At 49.1% G+C, this 25,128-nt stretch carries 24 protein-coding genes; 18 read left to right on the forward strand and 6 right to left on the reverse strand.

Annotated features, from left to right (window positions below):
- Positions 1-192 precede the first annotated feature (192 nt).
- The 10 genes from NSS79_RS03500 (at position 193) to corA (ending at position 10,700) form a co-directional block, all read left to right on the forward strand.
- Positions 193-1,293, forward strand: a complete 1,101-nt coding sequence (locus NSS79_RS03500; RefSeq protein WP_342438289.1) for a DUF3048 domain-containing protein — start codon at positions 193-195, stop codon at positions 1,291-1,293.
- A 205-nt stretch (positions 1,294-1,498) separates the two neighbouring features.
- The gene (locus tag NSS79_RS03505; protein WP_038585709.1) at positions 1,499-2,116 is read left to right on the forward strand and encodes a DUF47 family protein; all 618 of its coding nucleotides are present in this window, start codon (positions 1,499-1,501) and stop codon (positions 2,114-2,116) included.
- Positions 2,117-2,129: 13 nt separating this feature from the next.
- Positions 2,130-3,119 carry an inorganic phosphate transporter gene (locus tag NSS79_RS03510; RefSeq protein WP_342438290.1) on the forward strand — a complete coding sequence of 330 codons (990 nt, stop codon included), beginning with the start codon at positions 2,130-2,132 and terminating at the stop codon, positions 3,117-3,119.
- 362 nt (positions 3,120-3,481) lie between these two features.
- Positions 3,482-4,210 (forward strand): amino acid ABC transporter ATP-binding protein, encoded by a 729-nt coding sequence (locus NSS79_RS03515; protein WP_038585714.1) that lies wholly within the window; start codon positions 3,482-3,484, stop codon positions 4,208-4,210.
- Positions 4,211-4,242: 32 nt separating this feature from the next.
- Positions 4,243-5,100, forward strand: coding sequence for a glutamate ABC transporter substrate-binding protein (locus NSS79_RS03520; RefSeq protein ID WP_342438291.1), 858 nt, complete (start codon positions 4,243-4,245; stop codon positions 5,098-5,100).
- Between the two features lie 165 nt (positions 5,101-5,265).
- On the forward strand, positions 5,266-5,916 hold the full coding sequence (locus tag NSS79_RS03525) for an amino acid ABC transporter permease (RefSeq protein WP_342438292.1): 651 nt from the start codon (positions 5,266-5,268) through the stop codon (positions 5,914-5,916).
- A 693-nt stretch (positions 5,917-6,609) separates the two neighbouring features.
- A complete protein-coding gene (locus tag NSS79_RS03530) occupies positions 6,610-7,260 on the forward strand; it encodes an amino acid ABC transporter permease (RefSeq protein ID WP_342438293.1) in 651 nt (216 codons plus the stop codon).
- Positions 7,261-7,347: 87 nt separating this feature from the next.
- Positions 7,348-8,643 carry an ATP-binding protein gene (locus tag NSS79_RS03535; protein WP_342438294.1) on the forward strand — a complete coding sequence of 432 codons (1,296 nt, stop codon included), beginning with the start codon at positions 7,348-7,350 and terminating at the stop codon, positions 8,641-8,643.
- Between the two features lie 3 nt (positions 8,644-8,646).
- The gene (locus tag NSS79_RS03540; RefSeq protein WP_342438295.1) at positions 8,647-9,549 is read left to right on the forward strand and encodes a response regulator; all 903 of its coding nucleotides are present in this window, start codon (positions 8,647-8,649) and stop codon (positions 9,547-9,549) included.
- A 191-nt stretch (positions 9,550-9,740) separates the two neighbouring features.
- Positions 9,741-10,700 carry a magnesium/cobalt transporter CorA gene (gene corA / locus NSS79_RS03545; RefSeq protein WP_038585729.1) on the forward strand — a complete coding sequence of 320 codons (960 nt, stop codon included), beginning with the start codon at positions 9,741-9,743 and terminating at the stop codon, positions 10,698-10,700.
- 21 nt (positions 10,701-10,721) lie between these two features.
- Here the strand turns inward: corA and NSS79_RS03550 are convergent, their stop codons facing one another.
- Positions 10,722-11,267: a tyrosine protein kinase gene (locus tag NSS79_RS03550; protein WP_342438297.1), complete on the reverse strand. Its 546-nt coding sequence runs from the start codon at positions 11,265-11,267 to the stop codon at positions 10,722-10,724.
- A gap of 427 nt (positions 11,268-11,694) precedes the next feature.
- On the opposite strand from NSS79_RS03550, the gene NSS79_RS03555 reads away from it, so the two are divergent.
- The 4 genes from NSS79_RS03555 (at position 11,695) to rlmD (ending at position 15,569) form a co-directional block, all read left to right on the forward strand.
- The gene (locus NSS79_RS03555) at positions 11,695-11,985 is read left to right on the forward strand and encodes a YerC/YecD family TrpR-related protein (RefSeq protein ID WP_019913624.1); all 291 of its coding nucleotides are present in this window, start codon (positions 11,695-11,697) and stop codon (positions 11,983-11,985) included.
- Positions 11,986-12,759, forward strand: a complete 774-nt coding sequence (locus tag NSS79_RS03560) for a CbiX/SirB N-terminal domain-containing protein (protein ID WP_342438298.1) — start codon at positions 11,986-11,988, stop codon at positions 12,757-12,759.
- A 239-nt stretch (positions 12,760-12,998) separates the two neighbouring features.
- Positions 12,999-13,892, forward strand: coding sequence for a diacylglycerol kinase (locus NSS79_RS03565; RefSeq protein WP_038585736.1), 894 nt, complete (start codon positions 12,999-13,001; stop codon positions 13,890-13,892).
- A 93-nt stretch (positions 13,893-13,985) separates the two neighbouring features.
- Positions 13,986-15,569 carry a 23S rRNA (uracil(1939)-C(5))-methyltransferase RlmD gene (gene rlmD / locus NSS79_RS03570; protein ID WP_342438299.1) on the forward strand — a complete coding sequence of 528 codons (1,584 nt, stop codon included), beginning with the start codon at positions 13,986-13,988 and terminating at the stop codon, positions 15,567-15,569.
- A 264-nt stretch (positions 15,570-15,833) separates the two neighbouring features.
- Here rlmD and NSS79_RS03575 read toward each other — a convergent pair whose 3' ends face one another.
- Positions 15,834-16,259, reverse strand: coding sequence for a GNAT family N-acetyltransferase (locus NSS79_RS03575; RefSeq protein WP_342438300.1), 426 nt, complete (start codon positions 16,257-16,259; stop codon positions 15,834-15,836).
- 565 nt (positions 16,260-16,824) lie between these two features.
- Between NSS79_RS03575 and NSS79_RS03580 the strand changes: the two genes are divergently transcribed.
- Positions 16,825-17,568, forward strand: coding sequence for a hypothetical protein (locus NSS79_RS03580; RefSeq protein ID WP_342438301.1), 744 nt, complete (start codon positions 16,825-16,827; stop codon positions 17,566-17,568).
- A 207-nt stretch (positions 17,569-17,775) separates the two neighbouring features.
- Here the strand turns inward: NSS79_RS03580 and NSS79_RS03585 are convergent, their stop codons facing one another.
- Together NSS79_RS03585 and NSS79_RS03590 are read right to left on the reverse strand one after the other, a co-directional pair.
- On the reverse strand, positions 17,776-18,657 hold the full coding sequence (locus NSS79_RS03585) for an IS3 family transposase (RefSeq protein ID WP_342438302.1): 882 nt from the start codon (positions 18,655-18,657) through the stop codon (positions 17,776-17,778).
- A gap of 8 nt (positions 18,658-18,665) precedes the next feature.
- On the reverse strand, positions 18,666-18,962 hold the full coding sequence (locus NSS79_RS03590; RefSeq protein WP_342438303.1) for a transposase: 297 nt from the start codon (positions 18,960-18,962) through the stop codon (positions 18,666-18,668).
- Between the two features lie 347 nt (positions 18,963-19,309).
- Between NSS79_RS03590 and NSS79_RS03595 the strand changes: the two genes are divergently transcribed.
- From NSS79_RS03595 to NSS79_RS03605, 3 genes are all read left to right on the forward strand, one after another.
- Positions 19,310-20,494 (forward strand): FAD-dependent oxidoreductase, encoded by a 1,185-nt coding sequence (locus NSS79_RS03595; RefSeq protein WP_342438304.1) that lies wholly within the window; start codon positions 19,310-19,312, stop codon positions 20,492-20,494.
- 48 nt (positions 20,495-20,542) lie between these two features.
- The gene (locus NSS79_RS03600; RefSeq protein WP_342438305.1) at positions 20,543-21,406 is read left to right on the forward strand and encodes an RNA polymerase sigma-70 factor; all 864 of its coding nucleotides are present in this window, start codon (positions 20,543-20,545) and stop codon (positions 21,404-21,406) included.
- A 241-nt stretch (positions 21,407-21,647) separates the two neighbouring features.
- On the forward strand, positions 21,648-21,797 hold the full coding sequence (locus NSS79_RS03605; protein ID WP_342438306.1) for a hypothetical protein: 150 nt from the start codon (positions 21,648-21,650) through the stop codon (positions 21,795-21,797).
- Positions 21,798-21,863: 66 nt separating this feature from the next.
- Here NSS79_RS03605 and NSS79_RS03610 read toward each other — a convergent pair whose 3' ends face one another.
- Both NSS79_RS03610 and NSS79_RS03615 read right to left on the reverse strand, forming a co-directional pair.
- Positions 21,864-24,422 (reverse strand): FtsX-like permease family protein, encoded by a 2,559-nt coding sequence (locus tag NSS79_RS03610; RefSeq protein WP_342438307.1) that lies wholly within the window; start codon positions 24,420-24,422, stop codon positions 21,864-21,866.
- On the reverse strand, positions 24,419-25,108 hold the full coding sequence (locus NSS79_RS03615; RefSeq protein ID WP_038585755.1) for an ABC transporter ATP-binding protein: 690 nt from the start codon (positions 25,106-25,108) through the stop codon (positions 24,419-24,421). The genes NSS79_RS03610 and NSS79_RS03615 overlap by 4 nt, the downstream gene beginning before the upstream one ends.
- Positions 25,109-25,128 lie beyond the last annotated feature (20 nt).

A 25,128-nucleotide genomic window follows, 5' to 3' on the forward strand; every position in this document is an offset into this window, starting at 1 on the left:
CAAGACAAATCTGCTAGCCTGTGATTAAATGGAAGAAACGCGATACGGGTTTTGTACGAAGTGAATTTTGTGCGGAGTGAATTCAAAGAGGTAATGCTACAAAACTTTAAGCACATGCTTTCGAAGCCAGTTTTGTACGGAGTAGAAACTATGAAGTAAAGCTACAAAACTTTTAGGAGGAACAACAAGTTTATGACCATGAACCGCTATTCTTCCCGTCTCATATCCGGTCTTATGCTTACCGCACTGCTGCTCTCCGCCTGCGGAACACCAAGCGCGGAGAATCTGCCTGCCCCGTCCCCATCACCTACACTTTCTCCGGTGCCAACAGCTTCCATAGAGCCGTCGCCGACAACCGACCCGGCTAACACCGGGCAGCAGTCAGGATTGACTGGGCTTCCGGTGCAAGGGGAGCTGCTGAGGCCCTTGGCTGTAATGGTCAATAATGCACCCGCTGCCCGGCCGCAGTCCGGTATCAGCGAAGCGGACATTCTGTACGAAGTGTTGGCCGAAGGCGGAATTACCCGTCTGATCGGGATCTTCCAGAGTCATACCGGAGTCGTCAAAATCGGACCTATCCGCAGTATCCGCCCTTATCTGATCGATATCGGTGAGAGTTATGGGGCGGTCACGGTACATGCCGGCGGCAGTCCCGCTGCATATGCGATTCTGCAAGGTCAGAAGAAGGAGGATATGGATGAGATCGGCCGGGCCGGTGCCTATTTCTGGCGGGACAAGGAGCGCAAAGCTCCGCATAACCTCTACAGCAATGCAGCCAAGCTGCGGGAGGGTGCCGGAAAGCTGGGGTATGCCGAGAAAGCACAGGTTCCCGGGTATCCATTCACCGATCCGGATTTCTTGCCGACTGAAGGTGAGGCTGCTGTGGAGTTAAATGTTAACTTTCTGCTGACGAGTTATAACGTAGGTTATAAATATAATCCCGAGACGCGGACCTACCTGCGCTGGGTGAACGGGAAGCCGCATTTGGATCTGAATAATGCCAGTCCTGTGGAAGCGGCGAATGTCATGGTGATTGGATCGGACCATAAGGTGCTGGATGATGTCGGCAGACTGCAGATTGATGTGGAGCTGGGCGGCGAAGCGCTGCTGTTTCAGCGCGGGCAGGTGATCAAAGGCAAATGGTCTCGCAAGCCGGACGATGTGATCCGGTTTGTGAAGAGTGACGGGACAGAAGCGCTGATGTATCCGGGCGTCACACATATTCTGATCGTCCCTAATGCGCCAGCCTTCAGCAGCCATGTGAACTATACAGCGGTTCCAAGTACAACGTGATTCCAAACCTGAAAAATGGCTGTTCAGAGAATTATTTTTGTTATTACTGGGAATTGTTAATATAGTGTAAAAAAGTTCGTTCTTTTTACTTCTATCCCTTCTATTGATATGATAAGATAACAAGGGTTGTCATTCATTTTCATGCTGTTTACATATGAGTGGCTTCAAGTTTTCACGGCAATTTTATGTAAAGGGGTTTAAACTAATGAAGTTTAAAAAAAAGGACATTTTCTTTGAGACGCTGGAAAATATGGCTGACACCATTGTCCAGGCTGCGGATTACTTCGCTCAGAATATTACAACTCTCCAGGAGAATGTCGAAAACTTCGCTGCGGTGATGAAGAAGTACGAATCCCAATGCGATACTTACACGCACACCGTTATTAAAGAGTTGAACAAGACGTTCATCACGCCGCTGGAACGCGACGACATTATGGACTTAATTACCAGCATGGACGATGTCATTGACGGCCTGGAAGCTTCGGCCTCGCGTTTCTATATGTATAACCTGCTGGACCCTGATGAATATATCGTTCAATTCGCGGAAATTCTGCGCCAATCTGCCTATGAAATCCAAAAAGCCGTTCATTTGCTGTCCCAGAAGAAACTCCTGGCGATTCGTGAGTATACCATTCGTCTGAATGATCTGGAGAATCAAGGGGATGAAGTGCTTCGCATTTGCACCAAAGCCTTATTCGAGACCGTAAAAGACCCGATTGAGCTGATCAAGCGCAAAGAGCTGTATGAGCGGTTGGAGACGACCACGGATAAATGTGAAGACGTAGCCAACATGCTGGAATCAATCATCATGCGCAACTCATAAGGGGCTCTGAAATATGGAAACATCATTATTTATGCTAGGTTTTGTTATATTTCTCGCGCTTGCGTTCGATTTCATCAACGGCTTCCATGATACAGCCAACGCAATCGCCACCTCCGTCTCCACACGGGCGCTAAAGCCGCGTACCGCTATCATTATGGCGGCGTCGATGAACTTTGTAGGGGCTCTGATGTTTACAGGAGTAGCCAAGAAGATCGGCGGCAGCATTACCGACCCTACCTTGCTAGATAACGGGATTGATATTGTTATAGCTACCCTGATAGCCGCGATTATCTGGAATCTGGTTACCTGGTGGCTGGGGATTCCTTCTTCTTCTTCACATGCACTTATCGGGGCATTGGCCGGTGCTGTGTATGTAGGGGCCGGTACGGACCACATCAAATGGAGCGGTTTTATTGAGATTGTGGAAGGATTGATTTTCTCCCCGCTCATTGCCTTTGTCATTGGTTATATTGTTATGACGATACTGAAATGGATCTTCGCCAAACGCAGTCCGCACACGGTGAATAAAGGCTTCCGCTCGATGCAGATCATTACAGCGGCGCTGCAATCCTTCACGCACGGTACGAATGATGCCCAGAAGGCGATGGGAATTATCACCTTTGCGCTCGTGACTTCGGGACGTCTGGAGACTATGGAAGTTCCGCTGTGGGTTAAGATTGCTGCAGCTACGTCGATGGCACTCGGAACGTCGATTGGCGGCTGGAAGATCATTAAGACGATGGGAACCAAAATTTTCAAAATCGAGCCGATCAACGGCTTTGCAGCGGATATATCCGCGGCTTCTGTTATTTTCACGGCCACGCTGATGCATTTGCCGGTAAGTTCAACGCATGCCATTACATCCTCGATTCTTGGTGTAGGCTCTGCCAAACGCTTCTCCGCTGTGAAATGGGGAGTTGCCGGACGGATTATCGTTACCTGGTTTATTACAATTCCGATCAGTGCAGTGCTGGCGGGAGTTATCTTTACAATTTTCTTCTAGAGCACGGGTATGAAGATGTCACGGAAGCCACGGATGGCTGCGGACATCTTTTTTTGTTGTCTTTTTAGATGATTGGAATAGGATCAGAGCGGAGACACCGAAAGGTGTCTTTTTAGATTTCAAGAGAGGAATGTCACAAAAAGTAACGCAATCCCGATAAAATGCATTAATCAGAGGTAAAAGAAAAGGAAATATATCACGTTTAAAAAAGAAAATGACATGAAAAATTTGTGATTCGCGTAGTATTATGTAGGATTTCGTAGTCTTTAAAGTAAGGTGTGTTTTAAGTGTTACCATAGCTGACAGAGAACGGTTCGAAGATTGTGCAAGAACTTAAAAAGCGTGGCAAAGGAGGCCTGTCGTTGATCGACTTTCATCAAGTAGACAAACATTACGGACATTTTCATGTACTGAAAGCAATCGACCTGCATGTTCAGGAAGGGGAAGTGGTTGTCGTGGTCGGTCCTTCCGGCTCCGGAAAAAGCACGATGCTGCGCTGCATTAACCGGCTGGAGACGATTACGAGCGGCGGATTGACCGTGGACGGGATAACTGTAAATGAACGCAAGACGGATATCAATAAGCTGCGCAAAGAAATTGGAATGGTGTTTCAGCATTTCAACCTGTATCCGCATAAAAAGGTGATCGACAATATTACACTGGCACCGATCAAGGTGCTGGGGCTTTCCAAGGCGGAAGCGGAGAAGACAGCGATGTATTACCTGGAAAAGGTAGGGATTGCCGATAAAGCTCTGGCTTATCCGTCCCAGTTGTCAGGCGGCCAGCAGCAACGCGTGGCGATTGCCCGGGGACTGGCGATGAAGCCGAAAATAATGCTTTTTGACGAACCAACATCCGCGCTGGATCCGGAAATGGTTGGTGAGGTGCTGGACGTGATGCGGACGCTGGCCCGTGAAGGCATGACGATGGTTGTAGTCACCCATGAGATGGGGTTTGCCCGCGAGGTTGCGGACCGGGTTATTTTCATGGATCAGGGACAAATCGTAGAGGAAGCGGAGCCGGAGCAGTTCTTCGCCAGCCCGCAGGAAGAGCGGACACGCACATTTCTCAGCCGTGTATTAAGTCATTAACCAAATAGACAGCAATAAGGGGAGGAAGAGAAATGAAAATGTCCAAAAGCTTCAAACGGTTAAGTGTGCTGATGATCGCTGCCGCCCTGTTCGTAATTGCCGGATGTGGCAACAACAATGTGAACAGTAACAATGCTGCCGGCGGCAACAATGCTTCAGGGGGATCTACGGATTCCAAAGCCATTGCCAAGATTAAGGAACGCGGCAAGCTGCTGGTAGGTGTGAAATACGATACGAGACTGTTCGGACTGAAAGATCCGGGATCGGGCAACGTGGAGGGCTTCGACATCGACATTTCTAAAGCCATTGCCAAACATATCCTCGGTGACGAGAACGCAATTGAACTGAAGGAAGTAACCTCCAAGACACGGATTCCAATGCTGAACAATGGTGAGATCGATATGGTTGTCGCTACCATGACCATCACCGAAGAGCGCAAGAAGGAGGTTGACTTCTCCGACGTTTATTTCCAAGCCGGACAATCGCTGCTAGTAAAGAAGGGTAGTACGATCACCGGTCTTGAGGATGTAACGAAGGATACCAAGATACTCGGCTCCAAGGGGGCGACCTCGATCAAAAACATTAAAGAGAAGGTTCCAGGTGTAACTGTACTGGAATTTGATAACTACCAGGATGCGTTCAGCGCCCTGAAGGCGGGTCAAGGGGACGCGCTAACAACAGATGATGCCATCCTGTATGGTATGGCTTCGCAGGATCCGAACTTCGAGGTTGTAGGCGAACCGTTCACCGACGAGCCTTACGGCATTGCTGTGCAGAAGGGCAACACCGATGTAGTTCAAGCCATTAATGATACCTTGACCGAACTGAAATCAAGCGGTGACTATGATGCCATCTATACGAAATGGATCGGTAAAGCTCCGGCAAAATAAGGAGGGTCAGGCATCTTTGACATCATGCTCTGCATTCACCATCGGTCCTTGCATGAACGGTAGCCGTCCTTTAAAGGGCGGCTCTGCCGTTTCTGCTTGTAAGATCAAACGGATGAAGAATGGGGCAAGTGAGCAAGCATCTTTAGGCAAGGGTAGGTGAGATCCATGGATTTTACGATATTAACCGATTATTTCGGCCAGTATATGGAGGGCTTCAAGGGCACTTTACTCTCCAGCGTACTTGCTCTCCTCGGCAGCTTTCTGGTGGGGACAGTGATCGCCGTCTTCCGCATTACACCGGTGAAGGGGCTGCGCTGGTTCGGAACGGGCTACGTCGAGTTTATCCGTAATATTCCGCTATTGCTCGTGGTGTATATTTTCTATTACGGTCCTTCTGCACTGGGATTCACACTTGATGGCTTCAAGGCAGGAACCATCGGCCTGGCCGTGTATACCTCAGCCTTTATCGCCGAGGCGATCCGCGCCGGAATCATGGCTGTTCCCAAAGGACAAATGGAGGCCGCACGTTCGTCCGGACTCAGCTACATACAGACTATGCTGCATGTCATTCTCCCGCAGGCGATTAAGCTGGTCATCCCGCCGCTTGGCAACCAGTTTATTAACCTGATTAAAAACTCCTCGGTGCTGACCATCGTCGCCGGTCTTGATTTGATGTATTTTGCAGATAGCATCTCAACTGAAACATACCGCACATTCGATACCTACATCTTCGTAGCGTTGTTCTATCTCGTATTGACTCTTCCGCTCAGCTACGGCGTGCGGGTATGGGAGCGCCGTCTGCAGCGCAATTACTAGAATAGGATGTTTTATGGGGTGAATTATTAGTTGTTTACAGTCCGTGAAGCGGCTGTAAGGTTTGCGGTTTAGGGTTAAGGTTTTACAGTCCGTGAAGCGGCTGTAAGGTTTGCGGTTTAAGGTTAAGCTTTTACAGTCCGCGAAGCGGCTGTAAGGTTTGCGGTTTAAGGTTCGTAACGATGAGAGAAGGCCGGGATAACAGGCCTTCGATCAATGGCTCGCGATCTTAGCTTTGCTTGGCGAAGCTTTGAATTCCGCTTGATAGAAGGAATGAATGGAGAGAGGGTTTGGCGCTGTGGGGGCGGAAGCGATAGCGCCCGCCTGGAAGCCTAAGCTATACCGGATAAATAATGATGAAGATAAGCAGGCATAGAGAAGGTGAAAGTAACGGAGGGGAATTTTGGAACTGGAGGAGCGTTAGCGTCCGCCTTTATGTTTGGATTTCTACCGCGGCCAGCGGTTCAAATCAGGAAATCCAAACATAACAGCGGCCGGAGGTCCAACATTCACCGCAGTTACCCGTCACCGGCTCGAACCAAGCCCGCATCTTTAGAATCCATGTGTCCAGCATAGCCCCAGCCTCCATCCAGCTACCGCATCACGTTCCCCACTCCAAACCCTACGGACAATCATCCGTCCGTATATCAACATTTCAACACTTCCCATGCAAAGCACCTAAGGAGGGTTACTATTTTGGATTTTACCGGCGCATACTCCATTGATAATTTAAAGTTTCTGCTGGATGGGCTGTATATTACGCTCATCGTGGCTTTTGTATCGATCATCCTGAGCTTTGTCATTGGCTGTATTATGGGAGTGATCCGTTATTCGGAAGTGCCGGTATTGTCGCCGGTAATGTTCGTACTGGTGGAGCTGATCCGTAATCTGCCGCTGCTGCTGATTATTTTCTTCATCCGTTTTGCGCTGCCGGAGGTGGGGATCAAGCTGGGATTGATCACGGCGGCTATTGCCGCATTAACGATATTTGAAGCTGCAATGATTGCAGAGATTGTACGCGGCGGATTAACCTCGATTGACAAGGGGCAAATTGAAGCAGCGCGTTCCTCCGGCCTCAGCAGTTTCCAGACCTTGTGGCATATAGTGCTGCCTCAAGGATTACGGCGTATGGTTCCGCCTCTGGTAAGCCAATTCATCTCACTGCTAAAAGATACCTCGCTCGCAGTTGTGATCTCTTTGCCGGAGCTGATGCATAACGCCGGGATTGTCATCGGGCACGGCTACAGCTACGCAATTCCTACGTTGCTGCTCGTAGCACTGATTTATTTTGCAGTCAATTTCCTGCTGTCGATCCTCTCGCGAAGATTGGAGAATAAAGTGGTCTGACGGACAGGAATCGTGTACTTTAGCGTAGGAAAGCAGAGGCGGTTATGGTAGTATAATTGTCAACATCTTTGGCAGGAGCAGTGGGCGATGGGACATTTGATACTGAAATCCAAATATGCGCAGATTATCATAGTAGCCGCCGGGACGGCGTTGGCCGGTGAATTCAAAATAAATCCGTTTGATGGTGACATCTTCCGGATTGCAATGGGCAGCAGTGCGTTTCTGCTGTTTTTGCTTTTAATGAGGCGGCTGCCTTACATTAGTACAGGTATTGCCACAGGCATTGTCGTGCTGCTGTTTCGTACCGGATTGGATGCTGCGGGAGACGCTGAGCTGAGCTTTGTGCAGAGTGTAACCAGCCATTTCTCAGCAATGGTCTATTATATCGTCTTCGCAATATTGATGCATTTGCTTAAGAGCCGGCTGGATACCTTCCATCCGCTTGTGCTTGGCGGTGTTGCGTCGCTTATTGATCTGGTGTCGAATGAAATGGAGCTGCTGACCCGGCTGATTGTGCTGGACTCGGCCTCTTTCCGGCTGAATGAATGGACTTATCTGATGGTTATTGCTGTCATTCGTACGTATTTTACGACCGGTGTGTACAGCAGCATTTCCGTCAGCCAGCTGCGAATCGCGCAAAGAGAACAGAAGCAGCGGATTGAGCAAATGCTCGGATTCGGCTCGGGCCTCTACGGTGAAGTATTTTATCTGAAAAAGTCGATCGGGACACTGGAGAGTGTTACCTTGAGCAGCTATGACCTATATCGGAACCTTAAGGCCGGTGAGGAGCATCAGTTATACAGCCGCCAGGTGCTGGATATTACCCAGCAGATTCATGAGGTGAAGAAGGATACCCAGCGGATTTTGGCCGGTCTGGTGAAGCTGGTGGAGCGCGAGGTTACCGGAGACATGCGTCTATCCGACATCCTGAGTTTTACCGTGAAGAGCAATGCCAAATACGCCGAAATGCTGGGCAAGAGTATCAGCTTCAGTACCCATATTCCCCAAGACTCCGATTATACCACCGCAAGCTACATTCCACTGCTTACCCTGCTGAACAATCTCACTGCCAATGCGGTTGAGGTTATAAAAGGAATAGGGAGCGTATCCCTAGATATCTATGAGAAAGCCGGGTCTACGATCCTCACGGTAACTGACAGCGGCGGCGGAATTAAGGAACGTGATCTTGAACTGCTGTTCGAGCCCGGGTTCACGACGAAATTTGATGAAGAAGGTATTGCTGCTACGGGAATCGGACTTTCGCATGTGCGGGATATTGTTGATACATTTGAGGGCGTGATTACGGTTCATAAGGCCTCCCATACCGGAGGGGCAATGTTTCAGATTGTTTTGCCGACGGCAAAGCTGCGGAAGGAGGAATAAAGGATGCCGCTTTCTTTCTGTATAGTGGATGACGATGCGGCCGCCAGAAGAATGCTGCAGCATATCATCGAGGATAGCGGGCTTGGCGAAGTGGCGGGTACGGCGGAATGCGGGCAGGACGGAGTGCGGCTGATCTTAAGTGAATGTCCGGACATCGTGCTGATGGATCTGCTCATGCCGGATCAGGATGGGATTGAGACAATTATCTCGCTGCAAGCCCAGGGCTGCCGCTCCAAATTCGTGATGATCTCACAGATTGAAAACAGTGATATGGTAGGCCGCGCTTACCGCAGCGGAATCGAGTTCTTCATCCGCAAACCGATCAATAAGATCGAAGTGGAGGCCGTGCTGTATAAGGTGAACGAACGTTATGCGATTAACCGCTACCTGGATGAGATCAAATCTAGCCTCAGCAAGCTGGAGGGACTGCAGTTCGGACTGCCGCCGGTGCAGATCAGTAAACGTTCCGTACGGGAGATCATTCAGCCGATTCTGATGAACATGGGCATGGTGTCCGAAAGCGGAAGCCGCGATATTATCACGATGATGGAGCTGGCCGCAACGCACAGTAACCGCGGAAGTCTGCCACCGCTTAAGGAACTCTACGAAATGGCTGCAGCCAGCTATAAAACCGTTCCCGCCGAAGCAGCAAAAGAGGTGAAAGCGATTGAACAGCGATTGCGCCGCGCATTGTCTGCCGGACTGACCAATCTTGCCTCCATTGGATTGACAGATTACGGGAATCCCAAGTTCGAATATTACGCGCCGCTTTATTTTGATTTTGAAGAGGTGCGGCTGAAGATGAGGGAGATCGAGCAGGGCCGGGATTCCGGCAAGGTTAAGGTGAATATCAAGAAATTTCTGCAAGTACTGCATCTGGAACTGCTGGACGGCATGGGCCGCTAAGGTGCAACTATAGATGTAGGAATCATAGGACTTCCGGAACTGCTGAACAGCAGGCTGGTGGTTATTTTTTTGCGCAGAGATGTAAGCAGGCTAGGCTTCACATCAATAGTTGGGCTGGGGATGCCTCATGCGGTACAATGGTAACATGAAGTTGCTGCAAGGCGTAAGTAGGAACAAACGGAGGATTCATTATGATACGTACATTAGTGATAACACATCAGGGTGAAGTGCTGACAGGGCTGGCACTGCAAAATATAGTGATTGCTGATTATGCCTGGATTTGGGCGGATTTTGCTATGCCTACGGCGGAGGAGTCCCTGCTGCTGGACACCTATTTTCATTTTCATCCCTTGGCAATTGAGGATTGTATGCATATCTTGCAGCGGCCGAAGCTGGATTATTACGAGGATGTGCAGTTTTTTGTGCTGCATGCGCTCAATGAGCGCACGCTGGAGGCGGAAGAGGTCGACCTGTTTCTGAGCAAAAACTTTCTCGTGTCCTATCACCATCAGGAGAAGTCGGAGATGGATGAGGCCTGGGCTTCGGTGCAATCGGAGATTCACAGCCGCAAAGGCTGGTCGGGCGGTCCAATTGCGGCAGCCTACACCGTAATGGACAAGCTGGTCGATAAGTATTTTCCTAGCCTGTACAGCCTTGAAGATGAACTGGCCGATCTGGAAAGCAGCGGCGGCAGCGAGTCAGTGGAAGAGCTTATGAGCCAGGTCTTCAATGTGCGCGGACGGCTGCTTAAGCTGCGCCGGACGATTGTGCCGATGCGCGACCTGATGTACCGGATCCTCAATTCGCAGCATGTGCAGAGCAATGGAGAGGAACGGATTTATTTTGGCGATATCTATGATCATCTGTTGAAGCTGACCGATATGATCGAGGTGGACCGGGAAATGACCGCTGATCTGCGCGACAGCTATATTTCGCTTAACTCCAACCGGATGAATTCCATCATGAAGACCCTCACGGTAATTACTACTGTATTCATGCCGTTGACCCTGATTGCCGGGATATACGGGATGAACTTCCAGGTGATGCCGGAGCTCCACTGGACGTACGGTTATCCCTTGGTACTGCTGCTAATGCTGCTGCTCGGAGTGGGGATGTTCAGATGGTTCCGGCGAAGCGGATGGTTTAAGTAAAGGAAGCGTAAACGCCACCGCTTAAGTGCGGCGGCGTTTACTGGAGGCAGGAGCTGTTTTTTTACGGTTCTTGGGCGGGGAATGGCGTCGCTGCGTCGCGGGGCGTCTTTTTTTACGCCGTTTGGGGCTGTACAGAGCGGCATCCTCTTCCGCTGCGAGCGCACCTGCCCCGCTTTTTTTGCCTTTTCCGAAGCTTCCCATTACGAGCTTAACCATAGGGGCCATCTGCTGAAAACCCTGCATCACCTTCTGCACCTTGCCCATGGAGTTTACAATGCCGTCAATTCCGCCCAGCCGGTCAACGATACCTTTGATCTGCTCCATATTCGCGAGATTGCCGAGTCCGCCGAGACTGCCCAGCAATCCGCCTGCTTTGGCGGTGGCGGCTTCAGCGGCAGGCAGGGCAAGCGCTGTTTCGGCAGCTTCCGCTCCAAGGGCAGGAAGCATTCCGGTTTCCACGGGAACAGGCGGCGCATATGAAGTGATACCGGGATAGGGGGAAGACGTGTACGGCCCGGCCAGCGAACGCCCATCCCGGCGGGAATGATTATAGTAATGATGAGGCATAACATCACATTCCTTCGTTAGTGGTTTGCTATACTGTATGTCATGGGCGAACATAAGGTATAGACGAATGCCCGGGTTACCGGGATAGCAGCGGAAAAGGGCGAATGCCTACAAGGGGGGACGGGAAGTGAAGAAACCGTGTCTATGCTTGATTTTCGGTGCTTATGTAGTACTATAATTAAGGCGGTAATCCTATTAGGATTTTGAAGGAAGACTGTCGAATACATAAATTGTGTGCGTCTGGGGTGGACGTTTGTCCATGATTTTCGTTCTTTACAGCGTGAAACCGTTAATGCTTGAAAAAACTGCTCCAGTACAATATAGTAGAGGCAAGATAGTCATATTAAAGTATGTATTTAATGTCAGTTTTGTACGATGCTTATTCAATGAGGCTAATGCTGACCAAACTTTTAGGGGATGATCTACGATGCAGCTTAAGAAGCTAAACGATAAAAGTATTGACCAATTATTTGAGGCTATTTTGACATTGAAAAATATGGAAGAATGTTATGTTTTCTTTGATGATCTTTGCACAGTAAACGAAATCCAATCGCTCTCACAGCGTCTGGAAGTTGCGCGGATGCTGGGCAAAGGCTCTACTTATAATCAGATTGAAGCGGAGACTGGCGCAAGCACGGCGACCATTTCCCGTGTGAAACGCTGCCTGAATTACGGCAATGACGGGTATAAGCTTACACTGGAACGTCTGGGGCGATAATTGATGAAGCCGGGCGTACTCATTATTAGTCACGGCTCACGGGATAAGACATGGGTTTCTCTTGTTGAAGAAGCCGTCGGCCATTTATCACTGGAGAAGGAGCTGCCTGTGGCGGTTTCTTTTTTGGAGCTGGTAGAGGGCTGTCTGATACAGGATGGTATAAATGAATTGGAACATGCAGGGGTCACAGATATTATTGTGATCCCCTTGTTTGTGTCTTCGGGAAGTACGCATATTGATGAAATAGAGTATGCGCTCGGCGCCAAAGCTGCCCCTGAACGTGAAACGGATCTTGAACGCTTTACGGTTAATGCGCGCATCCATTTCGGCTACCCCGTCGATGATGATCCGGATATTGCGGTCATGATCTGGGACAAGGTCCGTGAGCTGTCCGCTAATCCGCAGCGGGAGACGATTCTGCTCGTGGGACACGGCAGCAAGCATGACGGCTTCCGCCAGCGCTGGGAGCAGGGCATTTCCTCACTGGCGGAACGTGTGCGCACTGTGAGCGGAGTGGCGGCGGCCGATTACGGCCTGCTGAACCCGGACAGTATCAGAAGCCGGACGGTATATTGGCAGGAGCAGGGCTATGATGTACTGGTGGCTCCGCTCTTTTTAAGTGAAGGCTATTTCACCAAGGTAGTCATTCCGGAGAGACTTCAGGGATTAAAGTATGCTTATTCGGGACGGACACTGCTGCCTCATCCGCTGCTGCCGCACTGGATCGAAGAGCAGGTAAATACGATGCTGGTGAAGCTGCGGGCGCAGGCATAAATATCATCGGACTGATGTAGCCGCTAAAGCCGCTAACTTTGAAAAGATCGCGTATCCATTGTGTTTTTTTCGGTGGCTGCCGCATACATATATTTATACTTTTCTGCTGCTGCTGCTGATTTGATGTCATTGCAATAAGTAAAATATATTCTTCCTCAGGCTCTGGCATTGCTTGTGGGGTGCAGAATTGGGTATAATCAGTAAGGTTATCTATTATAAAAACAGGTGGCGTTCCGGTAATGAAAACTGCGAGACTGATTTATAATCCCACTTCTGGACGGGAAGAAATGAAAAAGCGGCTCGCCGACATTTTGGACCGGCTGGATATTGGCGGCATCGAAACCTCATGTCACGCAACAACCGGTGAGGGCGATGCTACGGCAGCCACAATTGATGCGGTCGAACGCGGAACTTATGATCTAATTATAGCGGCCGGTGGCGACGGCACATTAAATGAGGTAATCAACGGCATGGCGGAGAGACCGAATCTTCCCCCGCTTGGCGTATTGCCGCTGGGTACAACCAATGATTTTGCCCGGGCTATGGGCATTCCGAAGAACTGGGAGGATTCCTGTGATCTGATTCTTCGCCAGGAGTCGCGCCTGATTGACCTCGGCAAAGCCAATGACCGTTACTTCATTAATATAGCCGGCGGCGGCAGCCTGACCGAGCTGACATACGAGGTTCCAAGCAGACTTAAGACGATGATGGGCCAGCTTGCTTATTACCTGAAGGGTATTGAGAAAATGGCAAGTCTCTCTCCGCAGGAGCTATACATCCGTGCCAATGGCCAGGAGCTGATTCATGACGAATTCATGCTGTTCCTGATCGCCAACACCAATTCGGTAGGCGGCTTTGAGAAGCTTGCCCCGGATGCAAGCATTGACGATGGACTGTTCGACGTTATTGCTGTTAAGAAATGCAACCTTGCAGAGTTCATCCGTCTCGTGACTTTGGCGATCCGCGGCGAGCATTTGCAGGATAAGAAGGTCGTTTATTTCCGTACCGATGCCATGGAAGTCACTTCTCCGGGGTATGTCCAGCTCAATCTGGACGGGGAACTTGGCGGCACTTTGCCAGGGAAGTTCCAGATCCTGCCGCAGCATTTGCGGATTTTTGCGCAGAAGCCTTGAGGCAGTTAGATGAAGGGAAGTGCAGGTGGCTGTGAGGCTAGCCTGCACTTTTATTGCAAAAGCGAAGATAATGAAAGAAGTGAACCTATAGATATGAGTAAACACCGCAGTGGACGCAGCGCAAGCCGCCGGGAAGGCACGGCGCCTGTCGCCGGGCTGCCCGTGAATAAGAATGACGAGGTTATGCTCGATATCATCGGCATGACCCATGAAGGCGAAGGGGTAGGCCGCGTAGAGGGCTTTACCCTATTTGTGCAGGGCGCTCTCCCCGGTGAGAAGGTCCGGGCGAAGGTGCTTAAGACGAAGAAGCAGTATGGCTACGCCAAGCTTCTGGAGCTTGTGCAGGCCAGCAGCGACCGCATCGCGCCGCCCTGCGCCATCTATGACCAATGCGGCGGCTGTCAGCTGCAGCATATGGATTACACCGCACAGCTGGCGTGGAAACGCCAGCTGGTGGTGGACAACCTGCAGCGGATCGGGAAGCTGCAGGTGGCGGGTGCGCCGGGCAGAGGTGCAGGTGCTGGGAACGCTGGCGCAAAGGAAGCCGTTGAACCGGCGGATCTGACTCCCGGGGCAGAAAGTGCAGCAGCTGAGGGCGGGAGTGTGGCCAGTGCAGGTGCTGCGGGTGGCCAGGCTGACGGTATTATCGTCCGGCCAACCCTGGGCATGGACGAGCCTTGGCGTTACCGCAACAAGGCTCAGGTGCCGATCGGTGTCACCGAAGGCGGACTGGTCGGCGGATTCTATGCCCGCGGCAGCCACCGGATCGTCGACATGGAGACCTGTCTGATCCAGCATGAGCATAACGACGACGTCGTTGCCGCGGTGAAACGCATAGGCAGAGAGCTGGGCATCTCCGCCTACAATGAAGAGACCGGACGCGGCCTGCTGCGCCACGTCGTTGTGAAGAAAGCCTTCCGCACCGGGCAGATGATGCTGGTACTGGTCACGAACGGCCGCGACATCCCGCATCTTGACGCCTGGCTCGGCAGCATCCGCGCACAGCTGCCGGCTGTGGCAAGCATCTGCCAGAACATCAATACGCAGAAGACAAATGTCATTTTCGGAGATGAGACCCGTGTCTTATGGGGCACCGACGTCATCTACGATTACATCGGTGATGTGCAGTTCGCCATCTCCGCCCGGTCATTCTATCAGGTGAATCCGGCACAGACTGAGGTGCTGTACAGTAAAACCGTAGAATATGCCGGTCTGACAGGCAAGGAGACTGTAATCGATGCCTATTGCGGCATCGGGACAATCTCGTTGTTTCTGGCGCAGCACGCGTCTAAGGTGTACGGCGTAGAGATTGTGCCTGAAGCTATTGAGGACGCGCGTGCGAACGCACGGCTTAACAATATGAACAACGTAGTGTTCGAGGTAGGTGCCTCAGAGGACGTGATCCCGAACTGGAAAGAGCAGGGCGTTACGCCGGACGTAATTGTCGTTGATCCGCCGCGTAAAGGCTGCGACCCGCGCCTGCTGGATACGATTCTGGCAATGAAGCCGGAGCGGGTGGTGTATGTATCTTGTAATCCATCGACACTGGCGAGGGATTTGCGGGTATTGGAGGATGGCGGGTACAGAACAGTGGAGGTAACTCCGGTGGATATGTTCCCGCATACGGTGCATGTGGAGGCTATTTGTTCTTTAGTTTATAAGGGTGTAGCAAATTAATAAAGTCCGGCTAAAATGGGCAGGTGACTGAGAAAGGAATCAGAAACCGCTCAGCTTCAAGTCTGTATAAAGACTGCGTAAAGTCTACGAAAGGCAAAAATAGCCGAGTGCAATCCAGGGTGAAGTGTCCTGTGTTCACTCGGTTGTTTATTTGTCTAAGGAAATGAAAAGAGGATAAGATCAGTATGCGCAGGACTCACACTACGACTGGCTTGTACATTGCGTAAGAGGCAATCGTAGCGTGAGTAACGGTTGGATGAGTTTCTAATAAATACGGAATCCAAGCTTTGGCAGCAGATATTTGTTTTTCCCCATCGCTCTTACGGTAATAAGCTCAGCTCCTTGAGCAATTGCATCCTCAACTGCAGCAATGATTGCAGCGGTAGCAACTCCTCTTCTTCTGAAGGCGCCTAACACAGCAACAAACTCCAGAGAGAAGATACCATTATGATTTATAAGAGAGGATACCCCTGCCAGTGTTCCTTGATCGTACACATTAAAGCACGATAGAATACTTTCCTGACACACAGGGTAATGGTGCTCGGGATGGATAATCGGAAGACCTTGGTGAATAACAAAGTTGTTCAATAGTGCCCATAGCTTGAACTCCTCAGCACTGTTAACCTTGTTGATAGTGATATGTTTGGCTATCGCAGGATAATCAGGCTTCTCCGCAGCCAGTAGAGCCATCCCTGCCTCTTCCTCATTAGGCTCTGGTAATAGCTCTGGTCTATGCTCGCCTTCCCCAATATACTGGAGCAATCGCTCAGACGGATACATCCCCCAGAAGACATGCTCCTTGTAGTTTTTGATCTCCTGAACAATGCGAAGCGCTTCGGTTTCTGGCAGATGCTCGATTTGAATAATATAAATGGAGGTTCCGCTATGCTGCCCCTTTTTAGGACGTATGATCGTGTAATGTAGAAGCTATTCAGTCTCCATGTGTTCAGATTTCCCCAAAATGTCCAGATAAAAAGTACCGCCTTCTTCGATATGCTGTCTTATGGTTTGCTGATCCATATCCTTCATCCTTTGCATGTTTTTGTTTTTTTAGTATGTGTTTGCTGATTGTCTCGATTATACTGAAGATGGAGTAAAAAAGCCTTAACAAATCGTGCTGTTTGCGGAGATCTCCTATCTGCTTCTGCATTTGGAAGGCTATTTATCAGGAATCGAGAAATGAACTCGCCAGGAAGCGAATGAGCAGGATTGGAGTGGAAAACCTGAGAGCGAATGATAGTTGAGGAGAGATTAAATGAAATCACAAATTAAGTGTGTGCTTATTATGTTTCTGTTAAGTATTTCAATAACTGCGTGTTCCACCAATAAAAGCAGCTTAAACCCAAATAATGACAGTAGCTCAAGTAGTAATAAAATTTCTGACACCAGTGTTCCAACAAGTAAACCTGAGAACAATAAGAGTTTAGCAATGGAAGCATATAAGATAGTATTGCAAAATAAGATTGAATTTTACAGCATAGAAACTAAGAAAAAGGTATATTTGAATGATTTTTTAACTAATAACGAGATTTATGGAACTACATCTAAAATTAAAATAAATCACTTTGCCGTGCTTGATATGGATGGTGACAGAATACCTGAAGTTGTTCTTGGATTAACAGTAGATGAGAATCCAAATTTTGTTGAAGTCCTGCATTGTATGAACGGTGAAGTCTATGGCTACTTTTTTGGAAACGACCAGTTGCGTTTTCTTAAAACTGACGGAACATTTAGATGGTTAAGCGGCGGGTTAACTTACAACGGATATGGAAAATTAAGATTCCAAACCAATTCCTGTGAAATTGACGATTTAGCTTATCATGAATCAAGTGCTACTGATGAATCATCCACCACATTCGCCACAGCATACTACATCAATAATAAACTAGTTACTGAAGATTCATATAAAGCTTTTGTTAAAGAAGAAGAGGCTAAAAGGGATGTAACGTGGTATGAATTTTCTCAAGAGAATATATCAACAGTGACTTCAAAAATATAAAGGACGAGGGGTGGCTATATTCGCGTTACTGGAACGTCATATTAAGCGCCGCCGAGCAAGTGACCGGGAACGATAGCGTAAAGATCGCCTTCCGCACGTCAACGGAAAAGCCGAAAAGATAAATAGAGATCGCGTATCAATAGTGAACTAAGCCGGGGACAATTTGAAGTGACCCCTGTCAAGTAGACAGTAAACAAAAAGCAATATTTAAGCAGCCTGAGTTCGGTATTCATAGGGACTCAGGTTGTTTAGTTTCGTTTGGAAACGTGCATGGTTGTAAAAGCGGATGTATTGCTGCACGGCATGCTTCACCTGCTTAGCAGAATGAAAAGAGTGGAGGTAGAAACACTCGGATTTAAAATGACCGAAGAAGTTCTCCATACAGGCATTGTCCCAGCAGTTACCCTTTCTGGACATGCTCGCCTTTATATCATATCGCTCCAGTAATTTACTGTATTGGCGGCTGGTGTATTGAAAACCTTGGTCGCTGTGCAAAAGAACACCTTTAGTATCCCGCCGTTTTCTCGCCTTTTTGACCGTATCAAACACCAGCTTTAAATCATTCCTCGGACTAATCTGGTACGCTACAATTTCATTGTTAAACAAATCTTTAATCGCAGACAAATACAGCCTTTGCCCATTAAAGATAAGATATGTAATATCCGTAACCCACTTTTGGTTTGGCCGGTCTGCTGTAAACTCTCTGTTCAGGTGGTTGTCAGAAATAACGTAAGCCTCTTTCGTGCCGTAGTAAGGCCGTTTCCTCCGAATGACTGCTCGAAGCCCCAGCTCGCCCATGAGTCGCTGTATGCGCTTGTGGTTTACGTGGATGGCGTAGGTACGCTTTAGCCAAACCTTCACCCTGCGATATCCATAAATGCCTTTGAGCTTCTCGTAGCATTCGACGATTTTCAGCTTTATGGCTTCGTCTTCACGTTGCTTGGGGGAGACAAACGTTTGTCGGTTCATCCACTTGTAAAAACCACTTCTAGATACCCCAGCCAGTTTGCATAGCAGAGTAAGGTCGTATTTCTTATAAAGCAACTCCTTAATCACTGCAAACTTCTTGCTGCTCGGTACAGCATCCATTCCTCCTTTCACATCTGTAAGAGCTTTTTTAGTAATTCATTCTCCGCTTCAAGGCGTTTCATCTTGACCTCAGGATCTTCGGGACGTGTTCGGGGTCTGCCTATTCCTGCCCCTTTCGCTTTTCCTCGTTTTTCTTCAAGGCCCTTTAATCCCTCTGCCTTAAAATGTTTCACCCACCGGCGAACTAAAGAGTCATTAATCCCCATTTCGCGTGCTACACTTTTATATCCCAATCCCTTTTTGAGATAAAGGTCTACGGCCTTTTTCTTAAACTTATCATCGTACGTTTTTCTCATATCGCCCATAAAAAATCCCCTCCATAGTAGACAGATTAAACGGCTTGCTTTTTTCTGTCTACTATAAGGGGATCATATCAATTCGCCCCGGTCTTTTTTATGCCGTCAGACGCCGAATTTGGCAGTATAGCGTTTCGTGTATTCTCCCGCGCAAAAGAAAAGACGCCGTATCACAAGAGACGGCTAAATTTTTTAGTATTAGCGTCCGCTTCTTTCAACTTCTAGACATGGAAAGAGTTTTTGGCGGAAGCAGAAATTCTCAAGTTCAAATAATCGGCAGTCGTCAACATATCGTGTTGTCACAACACGACCCCTTATCTCGTTTTATAAGCAAAACAAAATAAGGAGTGGTTGCAATGAAAGAATTGATATGCATCATCGTTGGCGGAGGATATGCGGGCATTAATGCGGTTAATGTGATTCGAAAAACGTTTAAGGGTGAGGCAAGCCAGCGTCCGCTTCGACTCATTCTAATCGACAAGAATCCCTATCACTTTCGCAAAGTTTTGCTTTTTAAGCCTGCGGCTGGAAACGAAGATATAATTGTCCCACTGACAAGGTTGTTTCCCGAGGGGGTTGAATTGGTTCAAGCTACCGTAACCAATATCGAATCAGAGAAGAGAAGGCTGCTTTATCAGGATGCCGAAGGAAATGAGAATTCGATGAAATATGACATTCTCGTTTTGACGGTAGGCAGCGTCGTACGGCAACCCGATCTTGATCAGGGGGGGATGGCATTGGCGAGCTTGGATGCCGCGTGGAAGATCAGAGAGGCGTGGCGCACGAATATGCAAAAAGCCGTTAAGGAAACAAACGCGAAAGAGCGTCAGAGATTAATGACCATTGCCGTTGCGGGAGCAGGTATAAGCGGCATCGAGACATCTGCCGAACTGGCTCATTTCGTTCGAGAAGATGCGCAGCAATTGGGACTTGATCCGGGTGCTGTGAGGATAAAACTATTTAACACGAACAAGAGGCTATTCCCGGATGGCCCGGCCAAGGTAGGGCTTAAACTGGAACGTTCACTTGAAGCTTGCGGAGTAACCGTCTTACAAGGGAGCAGAGTATTACAGGAGAAAGAGGGAACGCTTACCTTATCTAGCGGAGAAACGATGTCCGTCGGTCTATGTGTTTGGACGCTGGGGCTGTTACCCAATCCAATGCTGCGAAACATCGGGTTACCGGTCACTCCGGAAGGATACGTGATCGTAGATGCAAGTTATCGGGTTCAGGGTGCTCAAGGTGTATACAGTATCGGCGACTGCGCCCGAATCGTAGACCCTGCTAGCGGACGGGCGGACGGGAAGACGTGTAAGGAAGCGACCGCTCAAGCGGCAAGGCTTGGAAAGATTTTGTCGGCGGATCTTGAAGGGCGCCCTGCACCCTCGCATAAGGGGTTTATAGACTTTTTCTGCTTTGGCTTAGGTCCGGGGCATGGAATGGCATGGACACGTATATGGGGGGGAGATATTATTTTTACGGGAAAGCTGGGTTGGCGACTGAGAAAATTCACCTGGGATGCGCCAAGTCTGTTAAAATAATGTGATTAGAGGATTAGAGGATTAGAGGCTAAGATTGGAAGTGGTAAGATGCAAGAGTTATATGAGCAGTATAAAGGGCTGCTGTTTACGCTTGCCTACCAACTGACCGGATCGGCTTCCGATGCGGAGGATGTTGTGCAGGACGTATTCCTGAAGATAAATGACGTAGATCTGGCGCGTTTGGTTGAACCGAAAGCATATCTGTGCAAAATGGTGACTAATCGCTGTCGGGATTTACTCAAATCGGCGCGTAAACGGCGGGAACTGTATTTCGGACAATGGCTTCCCGAGCCCATTCTTACTCCCAATGATGAATCGTTTGAAGCGGTTGTTCGTGACGAGCTGTTGTCTTACGCTATGCTCGTGTTGCTTGAAAGGCTATCCCATACGGAACGGGCGGTGTTCGTGCTTCGTGAAGCGCTCGGCTTTGAATATTCAGATATTGCTGAACTTGTTGACAAAAGTGAAGCAAATTGCCGCAAACTGTTCAGCCGTGCGAGAGGAAAGATGGGGATTACCCACGATGAGCAGGTCCACTCAGAAGCGGCGAGCGAAGAGTGGGTCCGTCGATTCCTGAAGGCTCTCGAACTGGGAAACGTGGACACGGTTGTATCCATACTCGCCGAAGATGTCGTGTTGGTCTCTGATGGAGGGGGCAAAGCGTTCGCCGCCGTCCATCCTATTGAATCGCGCGATCTCGTCGCACGGTTCCTTCTCGGTCTAACTCGTAAGGCTCCTCATTACGAAGGAGGCGTGCATGTCGAGATGACGGATATAAATGGTCAAACAGGGCTTGTTGTCCGTTCAGGCGAGGGCATCGAAGTTGTTGTGCTGATACACGTTGAGAGAAATGCGATTTGCAACCTATACTTTGTTAGGAATCCGGATAAGCTGAGGCTTTTATTGAAATGAAAAAGAGTATTCGAAAAAGATTACACCGTTAGAACCCGTTATGAGATTCGTATCGTGCATGGTGGTATAGCGAAAGTTGTGAACAGTAACCACACATGTGGAGTGTGTAGCTTGGATGGACTTTATCGGCAAAGGCTGAAAAAAATATGTAGTGTTTAGTTTTAACGATATCACTACTGTTGGTTTTTTATTTGGGGCAGAAATAGGTGGCTTGAGTATTTGATGAGGCGAGGGCGAGAAGGTGGGGGCTTCATTTACAGAGGCAACCCAGTCTGCTCGAATTAAATTGACATACAGAACAGAACACGGTTTTCTTCCCGTCTCCATTGCCAAGGAAGTCCGGCTGGATTACTTCAATGCGCTGGAAGCCTACGCCGTTCATGGGGACTGAGGCTGTTCAAAAAGTAGGCATGTACTACTTTTTGAACAGCCTTTTTACTTTAATATCGCTTTTGAATCAAGTCATATCATCCCGAAGCGCATCAATAATATTTTCCTTTTTGATCTTGCTAATGGCATACAGCATTGTAACAAACACAATAAAGAGCACGCTGAACACGCTGATTCCGATGCTGGCCCAAGGCAGCACAAAAACGATACCGTCCGCTCCGCCTATGAACATCCCTTTGTAGATCAGCCAAGAGAAAATCACCGCTACGGGAAGCCCGACGAGCAGCGCCCTCATGCCATAAAAGGCACACTCGAAATTCATCATCTTCTGGAAATCGTGTTCCGACATTCCCACCGAGCGGAGCATGGCAAGCTCCCGCCGGCGCAGCTTGATGTTCGTGGAAATGGTGTTGAACACATTGGCAATTGCAATCAGCGAAATCATAATGATAAAAGTATAGGCAAACACGTTGGCAATGAAGATATAATTACGGCTCTCATCCATCAGTCTGTTCATATTGTACATATTGTACGCAGCTGTGATCCCCGCGCCCTCGATCATTGTTTCCATTTCAGCTGCCGACTGCGTGGGGCTCTCTGACTGAAAGGTCATGCCCTTCATAGCCACATGAGTGTCAGGTGTTACATACTGCTCTTTGAGCGAATAGGGAGCCATCACATAGAAAAAGATCGGCGTCGGCTCCGTGGCATCCAGAATCGGGAGTGTATCGGGCGGCGCGGTATCGACAAACGTAATGCTGACGTTTTTCCCCTGTTCGGGCTCCGTCCCGTCATCTGTCCTGGGCACGATGGTGAAATTCATGGCAGAGTTTTTGAACACGTCCACATATTCGCCCGCCTCTTCAATCTTGGCAACGGAAATCAGCTTCGCATTTTGCCCGGTATATTCCTCTGCTGGCAGACCCAGCTCTGCAAGAATACTAAGATAGGTGCTTTCATCAAGGAACTGAAATTGCATGGGCAGTTTAACAGTATCGCCCGGTGCATAAGAAGGCGCATATTCCCAGTAATCGTCTGTCATATCGCTTGCTTTGGCAGTGCCTGAATAGGTAACAAGCGCCTGATATGAGCTTGCATAGACGCCATCAGCGGTCTTCATCTTGTTATATAGCGGCAGCATTTCGCTGTCGTCCATGTCCCGTGCGGCAAAGGCGATGTCGTAGGTCGTAACCTCTGTCGACTGACCTAACGCCAGCTTCAGATCTGTCACAAAAGCACTGGCTGATATAAACAGCACTACACTTAAAACAAGCGACAGCACAATGCTGCGATAGCGTTTCTTGTTTCTCTTAAAATTTTTGAGTGCAAGGGTTCCCTCCAAACCGTAAATGTGCTGTGACAGGTTTGAAGTTTTAACAGCTTTAGATTCAACCTTGACCTCGTTCGTCTGGCGAATACACTCCATCACAGGCGTGTTTACAGCTTTTCTTGCTGGGATATAGGCCGAAATCAGAATCGTAACCATGCTGACCGCTGCCGCAGCAATAATTGCGGGAATGGATACCGTCACGGTCAATGGGACATCAGTGTAGAGGATGTTACCAAACGTCTTGGCGACAATGTCGATTACGAGTTTGATGCCGCCCATGCCAACCAGTATACCTATCGGTATGCCGACCGCGCCGATGCAAAGTCCCTCAAACAGTACTGAATTTCGTAGCTGCTTTGCCGTGGCTCCCACTGACATGAGGATACCAAACTGCTGTGTACGCTCATTCAGGGAGATGTTGAAGGAGTTGTAAATCAGAAAAATCGAGCCTATCATGATGATGGCGACCACAATGCCGCCAACCGCATACAGAAGCCTGTTGAACATGTTATCGTCCGAAAGGCCCATGAAACGCAGCACATAATCATTCAAAAAATACGCATGGTCTCCGGCTGTTTTGTCGATGTAAGCATGTATTTGGCGCGGGTTTTTCAGTGTGACAAACAGGCTGAAGCTATCTGTGCTATCCCCGGCATCTGTTTTAGTGATTAGGGTATATCCCGGCGCGGAGTTTTCCTCAAAGCGGGGTCTTTGACAAATACCCACAACCTTGTAGGTTTTCTCACCCTGAGGTACAAAGGTTTCGCTCTGGGCATTGTACGGGACATTCTGACCGAGCTTTTCGCCGCCGCTCATGCGGCTTCCCACCGTGAGGGAAACGGTGTCGCCCACCGCGAATTTCACGCCGGCTTCGGTTGCGACTTTCCCCGAAACAAGAATCTCTCCGCTGTTTTCGGGCATCCTGCCGGAAAATAGTGTGACAGGCAGAGCATCCAAGGTTTCCTCACTGTAACCAGCCAGAAAAAGATACGGCTTGCCCGGGGTTTTGCCGCCGTCAAGCGCTGCGTAACCGATATTTTCAAAGGTTGCGGTGCTTGCAACTCCATCGTCGTGGGTTCGTTCCTGTACGAAAGAGGAATTAACATCCAAAAACTCGACATGCCAATCGCCGTATTTTGCAATTGCGCCATTTGTCATATAGCTCAGCAGGGATACGCCAAAGGTGGCGACCGCCGTAATCATGGCAGCAGACAGAACAACTCCGATAATCGTTACTAGCGTTCGTGTGCGGTTCTTTTTCAGTCCTTGTAGGGCGACCTTGTTGAAAATGTTCATGACCGTGCCACCTGCCTCTCGTCCCGCACTACTTTGCCGTCTGATATGCCGATAATGCGGTCTGCTTGCAGGGCGATATTTTCGTCATGCGTGACGATGAGAAGAGTCTGCCGATATTTTTGATTGCTTAATTTAAGCAGGTTGATAATTTCATGTCCATTTCGGCTGTCCAAACTGCCCGTGGGTTCGTCGGCAAGCATGACCGCCGGGGCATTCATCAGAGCGCGTCCTATGGATACGCGCTGCTGCTGACCGCCCGAAAGCTGATTGGGTAAATGCATTTTCCGGTCTTTCAGCCCAAGCAGGTCCAACAAGTCATTCAGCCGTTCCTCGTTGACCTTCCGCTTGTCCATCAGTATAGGTAAGGTGATGTTTTCCATCACATTCAGAGTGGGAATGAGGTTGTGAAACTGGTAAATCAGTCCGACCTGCCGCCTGCGGAAGATGGCGAGTTTCTCATTGCTTTGGGCATATACATCCTGCCCGTCCAAATACACCTTTCCGCTTGTCGGCACGTCCACGCCGCCGATGATGTGAAGCAATGTGGATTTGCCGGAGCCGGAGGAGCCGATGATTGCGGTAAACTCCCCCTTTTCGATGGTAAGCGAAACATGGTCAAGCGCGGTAACTTGGTTTTCGCCCTTGCCGTAGACCTTGCATAGATTTTCAATTTTTAAGAACTCCATTATGTGAGTCTCCTTCTCAT

The organism is Paenibacillus sp. FSL L8-0436 (assembly GCF_038593025.1).
Lineage (GTDB): Bacteria > Bacillota > Bacilli > Paenibacillales > Paenibacillaceae > Paenibacillus_AQ.